General features: G+C 68.9%; 9 protein-coding genes. 6 read left to right on the forward strand and 3 right to left on the reverse strand.

Annotation, left to right across the window (positions count from 1 at the left end):
* A complete protein-coding gene (locus tag C5O27_RS06435; RefSeq protein WP_127962222.1) occupies positions 1 to 3882 on the reverse strand; it encodes a Pls/PosA family non-ribosomal peptide synthetase in 3882 nt (1293 codons plus the stop codon).
* Between the two features lie 143 nt (positions 3883 to 4025).
* Between C5O27_RS06435 and C5O27_RS06440 the strand changes: the two genes are divergently transcribed.
* The 3 genes from C5O27_RS06440 to C5O27_RS06450 are packed head-to-tail and all read left to right on the forward strand — an operon-like array spanning position 4026 to position 5708.
* Positions 4026 to 5000 carry an alpha/beta hydrolase gene (locus C5O27_RS06440; protein ID WP_127962223.1) on the forward strand — a complete coding sequence of 325 codons (975 nt, stop codon included), beginning with the start codon at positions 4026 to 4028 and terminating at the stop codon, positions 4998 to 5000.
* Positions 5001 to 5004: 4 nt separating this feature from the next.
* Positions 5005 to 5379: a YidH family protein gene (locus C5O27_RS06445; RefSeq protein ID WP_006357132.1), complete on the forward strand. Its 375-nt coding sequence runs from the start codon at positions 5005 to 5007 to the stop codon at positions 5377 to 5379.
* A 47-nt stretch (positions 5380 to 5426) separates the two neighbouring features.
* Positions 5427 to 5708 (forward strand): hypothetical protein, encoded by a 282-nt coding sequence (locus C5O27_RS06450; RefSeq protein ID WP_035753791.1) that lies wholly within the window; start codon positions 5427 to 5429, stop codon positions 5706 to 5708.
* A gap of 56 nt (positions 5709 to 5764) precedes the next feature.
* Here the strand turns inward: C5O27_RS06450 and C5O27_RS06455 are convergent, their stop codons facing one another.
* Complete coding sequence (locus C5O27_RS06455) at positions 5765 to 7684, reverse strand: ABC transporter ATP-binding protein (protein ID WP_127962224.1); 1920 nt, start codon at positions 7682 to 7684, stop codon at positions 5765 to 5767.
* A 183-nt stretch (positions 7685 to 7867) separates the two neighbouring features.
* Here C5O27_RS06455 and fgd point away from each other — a divergent pair, with 183 nt between their 5' ends.
* On the forward strand, positions 7868 to 8878 hold the full coding sequence (gene fgd, locus C5O27_RS06460) for a glucose-6-phosphate dehydrogenase (coenzyme-F420) (protein WP_006357135.1): 1011 nt from the start codon (positions 7868 to 7870) through the stop codon (positions 8876 to 8878).
* A 42-nt stretch (positions 8879 to 8920) separates the two neighbouring features.
* Here fgd and C5O27_RS06465 read toward each other — a convergent pair whose 3' ends face one another.
* Positions 8921 to 9820 (reverse strand): LysR family transcriptional regulator, encoded by a 900-nt coding sequence (locus C5O27_RS06465; protein WP_127962225.1) that lies wholly within the window; start codon positions 9818 to 9820, stop codon positions 8921 to 8923.
* A gap of 83 nt (positions 9821 to 9903) precedes the next feature.
* Here C5O27_RS06465 and C5O27_RS06470 point away from each other — a divergent pair, with 83 nt between their 5' ends.
* Positions 9904 to 10962: a DMT family transporter gene (locus tag C5O27_RS06470; protein WP_127962226.1), complete on the forward strand. Its 1059-nt coding sequence runs from the start codon at positions 9904 to 9906 to the stop codon at positions 10960 to 10962.
* Between the two features lie 84 nt (positions 10963 to 11046).
* The gene (locus C5O27_RS06475; RefSeq protein WP_006357138.1) at positions 11047 to 11604 is read left to right on the forward strand and encodes a TetR/AcrR family transcriptional regulator; all 558 of its coding nucleotides are present in this window, start codon (positions 11047 to 11049) and stop codon (positions 11602 to 11604) included.
* The last annotated feature ends 4 nt before the right edge of the window (positions 11605 to 11608 follow it).

Raw genomic sequence — 11608 nt, forward strand, 5'->3', positions numbered from 1 at the left:
CTATCTCGCCGTCGGCCATGGGGCGATGGGGTTGCCCTGCCAGCGGGTGTGCGCGGGTACAACGTCGCCGCGCATGACCAGCGATGCCGGTCCGACCGTTGCCGATTCGCCCAGCCCCGACGCCGGGAGCGCGACGCAGTGCGGCCCCAACGTCGCGCCGGCGTCGAGGGTGACACGGTCGATGGCCATGACGCGGTCGTGGAACAGATGGGTCTGGACGACGCAGCCGCGCTGGACGGTCGCGCCGTCGCCGAGGCTGACGAGGTCGGCCTCGGGGAGCCAGTAGGTCTCGCACCACACGCCACGTCCGATGCGGGCGCCGAGCAGGCGCAGCCACAGGTTGAGGATCGGTGTCCCGGTGGCGGCGTTGGCGAACCACGGTGCGGCCACGGTCTCGACGAAGGCGTCGGACAGTTCGTTGCGCCAGACGAAGGAGCTCCACAGTGGGTGCTCGCTGACGGTGATGCGGCCGACGACAAGCCATTTCGCGGCGGCCGCGGTGCCACACGCGACGGCGCCGACCCCGAGCAGCAGTAGTCCGCTGACCAGCGCGGTGACGCCGTAGTGCACGTGGACGGCGACGTACTGCAATGCGATCAGCATGCCGACGCCGAGCCCGAAGGACACCATCACCGGGATGAGGCGGAGGGTCTCGATGACCGAACGTGCCACCTTCAGCTTCGTCGGCGGATCGAAGGTGCGGGAGGTGTCGGTCTCGGCGGCGGTGCGGCGCAGGCGGACCGGGGGACTGCCGAGCCAGCTCGACCCCGACTTCGCTCGGTTCGGCGTCGCCGACAGCACGGCGACCAGGCCGTTCTTGGGCACCTTGCGGCCCGGGCCGGTCATCCCCGAATTGCCGAGGAACGAGCGTTTGCCGATCTTCGCCTCGTCGATGTGCAACCAGCCGCCCCCGAGCTCGTACGACGCGACCATCGTGTCGTCGGCGAGGAAGGCGCCGTCGCCGATGGTGGTGAAGCGCGGCAGCACCAGTGCCGTCGAGATCTCGGTGCCCTTGCCGACCTTGGCGCCCAACACGCGGAACCAGACCGGCGTGAGCAGGCTCGCGTAGAGCGGGAACAGGTAGGTGCGGGCGGCGTCGAGGAGGCGTTCGGTCAGCCAGACCTGCCAGCCGACGCGTGACCGCACCGGGTGGTAGCCGGTGCTCAGGCCCAGGGATGCCAGCCGCACCAGCACCGCGGTGATCGCGGCGAAGACGGCCAGACTGGTGAGGGTCGCCGCCGGCAGGAGGATCACGGCGCGGATCGCGACGTCGCGCAACCGGTCGGCGGAGAGGGCCCACAGGCCGATGACGGCGAGTCCCGCGGCCAGTGAGATCAGCGGGATCGCGGCCAGCACCAGCGACGACAACCCGTATATCGGCACCCAGGCGCGGGCGCGTGGCGGCCGATGATCGGGCCATGGGTGCATGGCCTTGCCGACCTTGACCGCGGGTGAACCGGCCCAGTGCTGGCGCGCCTTCACCCGGCCGAACACCGCCGACCCGGGTGCGACGACGGCGTCGCGTCCGACGACGGCCCCCGGCATGAGCGTCGAGCGCGCACCGATCGACGCCCCGCGCTTGATGGCGATCTCCCCGATGTGGACCACATCGCCGTCGATCCACCAGCCGGCGAGGTCGACCTCCGGCTCCACCGACGCGCCCTCACCGACCGTCAGCAGACCGGTGACCGGCGGGATCGTATGCAGGTCGACGTCGCCACCGATCCGCGCCCCGAGTGCCCGGGCGAGGTAGATCATCCACGGCGCACCGGACAGGTTCGCCGCGCCGCTCGCGTCGAGGAGCCGTTCGGCCACCCACAGACGCACATGCACGTTGCCGCCGCGCGGGTACTCACCCGGTGTGACCCCGGCGAGGAGCAGGCGGGAGCCCAACGCCGCGATGCACATCCGGCCGGGCGGGGTGATGAAGAGCAGGAAGGCCGCGAGCAGGACCCACCAGTTCACCTCGACCAGCCACGGGACCGAACGATCCAGCCGGTCGGCCACGACGGCGCCCAGGTTGTTCACCACGCCGAGCCAGGTCGCCCACTGCAGACCGGTCAGGGTAGTCAGCGGAACGGTCAGCGCGAGCTGGGCGAGACCCGTCGCGCGTGGCGTGGGTGCGACATCGCGTTCGACGATGCTGGTCGCCGGTCGGCGCGCGTCGAGCATCTCCGCCATCGATCCCAGTCGCGGATGGTCGTAGAGGTCGGCCACCGAGATGTCGGGGTGGCGCCCACGGATCGCGGTCACCAGCTGCGCGGCCGCGAGCGAACCACCGCCCTCCGCGAAGAAGTCCACGTCGGGATGGGTGATCCGGATGCCGAGCACATCGGTCCACAACTGGGCCAGCCACAGCTCGGTCTCGCCGAGTTCGACGTCGTCATCCACTGGTCTGCTGCTGCCCGGCAGAGGCCAGGGCAGCGCATCACGATCAACCTTTCCCGAAGTGCGCGTGGGCAGTTCGTCGACGACGGCGAGGGTTGGGACCATCGCGGCGGGCAGATGGCGGGTGAGCTCGGCGTGTGCTGCCGAAGCGTCGAAGTCGGGGTCGGTGGAGACCAGATAGCCGACGAGCAGGCTGTTGCCCGCCGCCGACTTGCGGACTGCGGCGGCAGCTCCGCTCACGCCGGGCAGATTCTGCAGGGCGTTGTCGATCTCGCCGAGTTCGATGCGTCGCCCGCCGACCTTCACCTGGTCGTCGGCGCGGCCCATGAAGATCAGGCCCGCGGGGTCGAGCCGGACGAGATCTCCGCTGCGATAGGCGCGTTCCCAGCCCAGGGTCGGCATCGGCGCGTACTTCTCGGCGTCCTTGGCCGGGTCGAGGTAGCGGGCCAGGCCGACGCCGCCGATGACCAACTCGCCGACCTCGCCCTCGGCGACGGGGTTGCCGTCCGCGTCGACGACCGCGAGATCCCAACCGTGCAAGGGCAATCCGATACGCACCGGCCCGGGGCCGCCCAGGGGGGCGGCGCAGGCGACGACCGTCGCCTCGGTGGGGCCGTAGGTGTTCCAGACCTCGCGACCGGGTACGGCGAGGCGGTCGGCGAGTTCCGGCGGGCAGGCCTCGCCGCCGAAGATCAACAGCCGCACGGCTTCCAGGGCCTCTGGTGGCCACAGCGAGGCCAGGGTCGGCACGGTGGAGACGACGGTGATGTCGCGGGCCACCAGCCACGGCCCCAGGTCCATGCCGCTGCGCACCAGCGATCGGGGCGCCGGGACGAGGCAGGCGCCGTTGCGCCAGGCCAGCCACATCTCCTCGCACGAGGCGTCGAAGGCGACCGAGAGCCCGGCCAGGACCCGGTCACCGGGTCCGATCGGCTCGTCGGGGAGGAACATGTGTGCCTCGGCGTCGACGAAGGCTGCCGCATTGCGGTGCGTGACCGCCACGCCCTTCGGCGTTCCCGTGGAGCCCGAGGTGAAGATGATCCACGCGTCGTCGGCAGGGGTCGGCCGTGCCGGGGCCGTGCTCGTCCCGGCGGCGGGTTTCGTCGGGCGAGGGCCGTCGGCGTCGACGATCGCATCGACACCGGCCTCGCCGAAGACGAGTTCGGCGCGCTCATCGGGGTCGTCGGCGTCGACGGGGACGTAGGCGGCGCCGGCGTAGAGGGTGGCCAGGATGGCGACGTAGAGGTCACGCGACCCGGAGGGCATCCGGATGCCGACGCGGCTGCCGTGTCCGACGCCGACCTCGGCGAAACGCGCGACGGTGCGGCGGATCAGGGCCAGCAGCTGGCCGTAGGTGAGGGTGACGTCGCCGTCGTCGATCGCGGGCGCATCGGGGTGCGCACGCGCGGTCGCGGTGAGGACATCGCACAGGGTTCGCGGATCGCCTGCCTGCGCGGACCGCAGGAACTGCGGAAGGATCTGTACCTGCGTCACGGCCACCGTCTTGTCACGAGTTCGAGAATATAGCGGACCCAGGTGGCCGGCAGGCCAAGGCTTGGTAAATGTTTTTGCTCGGCGTTTACCGGTTATACGGAGGCGCCGAGGGTGTAGCTTCGGCTCAGACCAGGAGGAGTCCCATGCCCATCGTTCACCACCGGCGGCCGAGCCTCCTGTCGTATCCCCTCTGGTTCGGCTCCCGCGTGTTCCTGAAGCCGCTGCTCACGCTGTGGCCGATCAACAAGGCGGGCATGGCCGGACTGTTCCTCATCGACCGGGTCGTCGCCGTGGGGCCCAAGCCCCGGGGGGTGGTCCGTGAACAGCTGACCCTCGCCGGGCGCTCGACGGAGCTGGCGATGCCGGCCGGCCCGTCACGCCGCGACAGCGACACGGCGATGCTGTACCTCCACGGTGGTGCCTTCGTCGTCTGCGGTATCGGCACCCATCGCTCGATCGCCGCGCGGCTGGCCCGGGCCTGCGAGGTCCCGGTCTTCTCGCTCGAGTACCGGCAGCTGCCGGAGGCCGGGGTGGGCGCGTCGGTGGCCGACGCCGTCGCCGCCTACGCCGAGCTCATCAACGAACGCCACTATCGACGGGTCATCGTCGCCGGCGACTCGGCCGGCGGGTTCCTGGCGGCGAAGGTCGTGGAGGCCGCCGTCGATCGCGGACTCCCCGCCCCGGCCGCACTCGTCGGCTTTTCCCCGCTGCTCGACGTCGACCTGGGCACCAACCCGGACCGGTCCAGCCGCTCCGACGCCTACATTCCGAAGTCGAAGATGGCGAAGCTGGCACCGCAGTTCGATCGCGGTCCCGTGCCGCTGACCGGGGTGCGCCGTATCGCCGACCTCGACCCGGTCGAGTTCCCGCCGACGGTCATGGTCACCGCAGAGGGGGAGATGCTCGAACCGGACGTCATCGGCCTGATCGAGATTCTCGACGAGGCCGGGGTCGAGGCCCTCGCCCACAGTTACGCTTGGCAGGTACACGCGTTCCCGGTGCTCGCCTCGCATCACCCGGAGACGATCCACGCGATCGAGGCGACCGCGGCCTTCGCGAAAGAGGCGATACGAGAGGGCAAGAGCGCTGACGACCGAGAGGACCAACGGGCCGGCTGACGGAGTGGGCGCCGGACCCGGCGAGGGCGCGACGCCGACCCCCGCGCCACCTGGTGCGATCGACGCGCGCTTCACCCTCGCCGCCGAACGCACACTCCTCGCGTGGGTTCGCACCGCCCTCGGGTTCATGGCCGCCGGGATGGCGATCGTCTACCTGGCCCCGGACATCGACAATCCGGTCCTCGAACTGATCCTTGGGCTCATCCTCGTCGCTCTGGGCTGCTCCCTGGCGGTGATCGGTGCGTGGCGCTGGCGTCGAACGATGCGCGTCCTCCAGCGCGGTGGGCAGATGCCGGGCCCGGCCCAGATCCTGTTCGTCGTCACTGCGATAGTGGTGGTGGCCATCCTGATCGCAGTCGTCGTCGTAATCCAGACGTGATCGGGTCCAGACCTGATCGCCAGCAACCGTTCTATCCAGGAGTTCCCGTGAGTACCGGCCCCGACTTCTCCCGCGGCGCGCAGACGCTGTCGACGACGATGACCAGCATCGGAGCGGCCATCCTCATCGTCTGCATCGGCTGGCTGACCGTCGGCTGGTGGCAGGACGGCCGCTGGTTCTGGGTGGCCGTCGGCATCGCCGTCATCGTGGTCAACATCGTGCTGATCGGCATGCAGCTGCGCCGCCGCCTGAGCGAGCGCGTCAACGATCCCCGGAAACCCCGCCGCCCGCTGATCGACACCTTCGACGACCTCGAAGACGAGCAGTGAGCCCTGCGTCCCCTGTCGCCTGAGGTGCGAGGAGCGCAGCGACGAGCCTCGAAGGCCTAGGCGCTCAGCGTGCCGTCGTCGTCCTCGTCCCCACCGTCGGCGAACTGCGTGCGGTAGAGCTCGGCGTAGCGACCGTTTCGTGCGAGGAGCGTCGGATGATCGCCGCGTTCGACGACGCGTCCCGCTTCGAGCACCACGATCTGATCGGCCGCGCGGATCGTCGAGAGCCGGTGCGCGATCACGATCGAGGTACGACCTTCGAGGGCCTCGCCCAAGGCCTCCTGAACTGCCGCCTCCGAGGTCGAATCCAAGTGTGCGGTCGCCTCGTCGAGGATCACCACCGACGGCTGTGCCAGCAGCAGGCGTGCGATCGTCATCCGCTGACGCTCACCGCCGGAGAGCCGGTAGCCGCGTTCGCCGACGATGGTGTCGAGTCCGTCGGGCAACGATGCCACGAGCTCCTCGAGGCGTGCTCGGCGTAGCGCGTCCCAGATCTCCTCATCGGACGTGTCGGGTCGTGCGAGAACGAGATTGGCGCGGATGGTGTCGTGGAAGAGGTGGCCGTCCTGGGTGACCAGGCCGACCGTACGATGCACCGACGCGATCTGCAGGTCACGGATGTCGACGCCGGCGAGCTGGACCGAGCCCTCGTCGACGTCGTACAGCCTCGTGGCGAGACTCGCGATGGTCGACTTGCCGGCACCCGAACTGCCCACGAGCGCCACCATGCTCCCCGCGGGAACATCGAGGTCCACGTGGTGCAGGACGGTCTGCCCGGCCCGGTTGTCCAGCTGCGCAACCTCTTCCAGCGACGCCAGCGAGACCTTGTCGGCCGACGGGTAGGCGAAGGAGACGTCGTCGAAGCGCACCGACACCGGCACCGGCCGGCCGCTCTCGGTGCCGGGCACCGGGCGAGCGTCCGGGGCGTCGACGATCAGCGGTGTCAGGTCGAGGACCTCGAAGACGCGCTCGAAACTCACCAGCGCGCTCATGATCTCGACGCGGGCATTCGCCAGGGCGGTGAGCGGCGCGTACATCCGGGTCAGCAGCAGTGCGAGGGACACGACCGCGCCCGCCGACAGATGTTCGTGCACGGCGAGCCATCCCCCGAGGCCGTAGACCAGTGCGAGCGCGAGTGCCGACACGAGAGTCAGAGCGGTGAAGAAGTAGGCCTGCAGCATGGCGCGCCGGACGCCGATGTCGCGCACGCGATCTGCGCGGTCGGCGAACTCGCGGGATTCCAGGTCGGGCCGTCCGAACAGCTTGACCAGGGTGGCACCGGGAGCGGAGAACCGCTCGGTCATCTGCGTCGACATGCGCGCGTTGTGCTCGGCTGCTTCACGTGACAGGGCAGCCATCCGGCCTCCCATCCGACGTGCCGGGATCACGAACACCGGGAGCAGCACCAGGGCGAGAATCGTGATCTGCCAACTGATGTAGATCATCACGCCCAGAGTCAGGGTGAGCGTCACGATGTTCGACACGACACCGGAGAGGGTGTCGCTGAAGGCGCGCTGGGCGCCGATCACGTCGTTGTTGAGCCGGCTCACGAGCGCGCCGGTCCGGGTTCGGGTGAAGAAGGCGACCGGCATGCGCTGGACATGGTCGAAGACCGCGCGCCGCAGGTCGAGGATGAGACCCTCGCCGATGTTCGACGACAACCAGCGGACGCCGATCCCGGCCGCCGCCTCGGCCACCGCGATCAGTGCGATCGCCACCGCGAGCCCGACGATCATCGACTCGGCCCCGTTGTCGGTGATGAGGTTGACGACGCGTCCGGCGAGGAGCGGGGTCACCACGGTGAGGACCGCGGTGAACACCGACAGCACCAGGAACAGCGCGATCCGCCGTCGGTGGGGGCTCGCGAACCCGCCGATCCGACGCAGCGTCGCGCGCCGATCCCCGCGCAACCGCTTACCGTCCGGCGAGGTCGACGACTTGTACATCATGTCCCAGGCGACCGACTCCATGCTCATGTCGCCCAGGGTAGAACTTAAAGTTGACTTGAGGTCCAATCCGGGGGGTGGGCGCCCGGGTCGGACGGGAAGAGTCGCACTCTCACCGATGCTCTAGGTTGGTAATCGAGGTCACAACAGCGATCACGATCAGCGGATCGACCAGGGAAAGGTCGGCACGGCCGACGGTTAGGGGCGAGGCTCATGGCAGAACTCAAGCTCGGTTTCAAGGCGTCGGCGGAGCAGTTCGATCCGCGCGAGCTGGTGGAGATCGCGGTCGCGGCCGAAGAGCACGGGCTGGATTCGGTCGCGGTGAGTGACCACTTCCAGCCGTGGCGGCACAACGGCGGCCACGCTCCCTTCTCGCTCGCGTGGATGGCGGCCGTCGGCGAGCGCACCAAGCGCGTCCAGATCGGCACGTCGGTCATGACCCCGACCTTCCGTTACAACCCCGCAGTCATCGCCCAGGCCTTCGCGTCGATGGGCTGTATGTACCCGGGCCGCATCATGCTCGGCGTCGGCACCGGCGAGGCACTCAACGAGTACGCCACCGGGTTCCAGGGGGAGTGGCCCGAGTTCAAAGAGCGCTTCGCCCGCCTGCGCGAGTCGATCAAGCTCATGCGTGAACTGTGGACCGGCGAAGAGGTCAACTTCGACGGCGAGTACTACCACACGCAGGGCGCCTACATGTATGACGTTCCGGAACAACCGATCCCGGTGTACGTCGCCGCCGGCGGGCCGGTCGTCGCACGATATGCGGGACGCGCCGGCGACGGCTTCATCTGCACCTCCGGCAAGGGCGCCGAGCTCTACACCGAGAAGCTGCTGCCGGCGGTGAAGGAAGGCGCGGAGAAGGCCGAACGCGACTTCGACGCCATCGACAAGATGATCGAGATCAAGATCTCCTACGATCCGGATCCCGAGCTGGCGCTGGAGAACACGCGCTTCTGGGCTCCGCTGTCGCTGACTCCCGAGCAGAAGCACAGCGTCAACAGCTCCACCGAGATGGAACGTCTCGCCGACGAGCTGCCCATCGAGCAGGTCGCCAAGCGGTGGATCGTCGCCTCCGATCCCGACGAAGCCGTCGAGAAGGTCAAGTTCTACACCGACGCCGGACTCAACCACCTCGTCTTCCACGCGCCGGGGCACGATCAGCGTCGCTTCCTGGAGAATTTCCAGCGCGACCTGGAACCGCGCCTGCGCAAGCTCGGCTAGCCGGGTTTCGTAGCAATAGTGCGCGCTATGGCCGCACTATTGCTACGAAATCGACTGCAGTACAGCAGCATCGAGCAGTTCCAGCACCCGCCGGACCGGCGGGAGGTCGTGTGCGCTCTGGCGCACGCGCACCCGGATCGCGCGGGTGGGTGTGGGATCGACGATGGGGATCGCCACCACCCCCGCGGGCAGGTCGGTGAGCGCGAGTTGCGGTACCACCGTGAGGCCGACGCCGGCGGCGACGAAGCGGATCGCCGTCGGGTAATCCTGTGTCTCGATGCTGAAGTCGGGCACGAAGCCGACGGACGTGCACGCGCTGAGGAGTGCCTGCCGGCACGGGCCGCGCGCGACGTCGTTGTCGACCCAGGGCACCTGGGAAAGCTCGCGCAGGGTCACCGACTCGTGTGCTGCCCACGTCGAATCATTCGGCACCACAGCGTGATACGGATCTGAGGTCAGCGGCCGGCTGATGAGCCCGGGGGCGTCGAGGACGGGTCGCTCGGTGTCCTCGACGTAGATCTCCACGTCCGGCGACGCGGTGGACGGCGAGACGAGCTCGATGAGTCGCAGGTCTAGGCGTAGGCCGGGGAACTCCCGCGAGATCGTGGCCACGATCGGTGGAATCCAGGCGGCGCCGGCGGATGCGAAGTAGTTCATCCGCAACTGCCCGAGCCGCCCGTCGCGCAGTTCGGAGATCAGCCCGTCCACCCGGGACAGTTCCTCGAACACCGCCTCGGATTCGGCGGCGAGGATGGTGCCGGCCTCCGTGGGCACGATGCCGCGCCCGTCCCTTTCCACCAGGGTCAATCCGGTCTCGCGCTGAAGGGCAGCGATGTGCTGGCTCACCGCCGACGGTGTGTAACCCAGGGCGTTGGCGGCCCCGCCGATGGAACGCTCGCCGATGACCGAGCGCAGAACCCGAAGCCGGTGGACGTCGACCATGGACATGACGATACAGCCAGACTTAACAAATCGATAGAAACTTTCACTTGTCCTGAAGTGCCTCATGCCGGACGCTGAGTGACATGACCTCGCGCCCCTCGTCTCCTGCAGTTCTCGGCGTCTCCCTCCCGGCTCTGGCTGCCCTCGTCACCGTCGTGCTGTGGGCGTCGGCGTTCGTGGGCATCCGGGCGCTGGGCGAGTCCTTCTCGCCGGGTGCGATGGCGTTCCTGCGATTGCTCGCGGCGGTCCTCCCGCTGACGGTCATCGTGCTGGCGGTGCGACTGCGCCGACGCAGTGTCGTCGGCGACGACCGTCCGGTCACCACCCGGTTCCCGCGCGGGCGTCCGTTGATGCTGGTCATCGCGTATGGCGTCGCGTGGTTCGCCGGCTACACCATCCTGCTGAACTGGGCCGAGCAGCACCTCGACGCCGGGACCGCGGCGTTGCTGGTGAACCTGGCCCCGATCCTGGTCGCGGTCGCGGCCGGGCTGTTCTTCGGCGAAGGGTTCCCACGGCATCTGGTGATCGGCATGACCATCGCGTTCGCCGGTGTCGTGCTGATCGCCACGGGCGGATCCGCCACCACCGACGCACACGCCGACTGGCTCGGAGTGCTCCTCGGGATCGCTGCCGCGGTGCTCTATGCGGCGGGCGTCCTCATCCAGAAGTCTGCACTCCGCACGGTCGACGCGCTGACCGCCACGTGGCTCGGCGCGCTTGCGGGTCTGGTCGCGACGCTCCCGTTCGCGCCGACCGCGGTCTCCGAACTCGCGCGTGCCGACGCGTCTGCGATCGTCGCGGTGATCTATCTCGGCGTCGGACCCACTGCGATCGCTTTCTCGACGTGGGCATATGCCCTGGCGCGCACCGACGCCGGTGCCATGGCCGCGACGACTCTGGTGGTCCCCGCGATCGTCATCGTGATGTCCTGGGCACTTCTCGACGAACTGCCGACCGGCGTCGGGATCGTCGGAGGCGTGCTCTGCATCGGCGGGGTGGCGATCGCTCGCCGGTTGTTTCCGCGCACCCGCAGGGGCGGCCGCGTCGACGCCGCTCGTTCTCACCCGGTGATCGACGAGGCGCCCGGTGCGGACCTCGAGACGGAATCCCGTGTCGCGGATAGAAGCGCGACTTCCACGTAGCGCTACCGACGCGAAGTGGCGACTCTTCTTCGACAACCGCGACCAGGTCGGCCACGCCCCACCCCGATTCGATAGATTTTTCGCATGGATCGTGACCGCATGGTGGATGTCGGAGTGGGACTCGTCTCCCGCTTCGGCGCCAAGACGTTGAGTCTGACGTCCGTGGCGCGTCACGCAGGTGTCGCCCGGGCCACCGCATACCGCATGTTCGGCGGGCGGAATGCGCTGGTCGCGGCGATCGTCGACCGCGAGGTGTCACTGCTGCGCGTGAAGCTGCGGGAGTGGTCGGCCTCCGCGCCCGACGCCGCGGGCAAGGTCCGCGCGCAGGTCGTGAACGTGTTGCCCTACATCCGTGAGCACGAGGCGCTGCAGTACGTGCTGCGCAAGGAGCCCGAGGAGATCGTGCGGGCGCTCGTAGCGACGAGCGATTCCTCTGGTTCCACCCTCATCCACCAGATCGTCGACCAGACGCTGCCCGATCTCGATCCGCTGATCCAGGACCAGCTCGTCCCGGACCCGCGCGGGGCCGCGGAGTTCCTGGTACGGACGATCTACTCGTTGATGCTCATCCCGGACAGTTCGCTCACCGACGAGCAGATCGCCGATCTCGTCGTGCGGGCGGTCGTCAAGAACGAGGAGTGATCGC

Source organism: Gordonia alkanivorans, from assembly GCF_004011905.1.
GTDB lineage: Bacteria > Actinomycetota > Actinomycetes > Mycobacteriales > Mycobacteriaceae > Gordonia > Gordonia alkanivorans.

Coding starts and splice junctions, on each gene's coding strand:
- C5O27_RS06440 (WP_127962223.1), top strand. CDS start 4,026: ATGCCCATCGTTCACCACCGGCGGCCGAGCCTCCTGTCGTATCCCCTC.
- C5O27_RS06455 (WP_127962224.1), bottom strand. CDS start 7,684: ATGAGCATGGAGTCGGTCGCCTGGGACATGATGTACAAGTCGTCGACC.
- fgd (WP_006357135.1), top strand. CDS start 7,868: ATGGCAGAACTCAAGCTCGGTTTCAAGGCGTCGGCGGAGCAGTTCGAT.
- C5O27_RS06465 (WP_127962225.1), bottom strand. CDS start 9,820: ATGGTCGACGTCCACCGGCTTCGGGTTCTGCGCTCGGTCATCGGCGAG.
- C5O27_RS06470 (WP_127962226.1), top strand. CDS start 9,904: ATGACCTCGCGCCCCTCGTCTCCTGCAGTTCTCGGCGTCTCCCTCCCG.
- C5O27_RS06475 (WP_006357138.1), top strand. CDS start 11,047: ATGGATCGTGACCGCATGGTGGATGTCGGAGTGGGACTCGTCTCCCGC.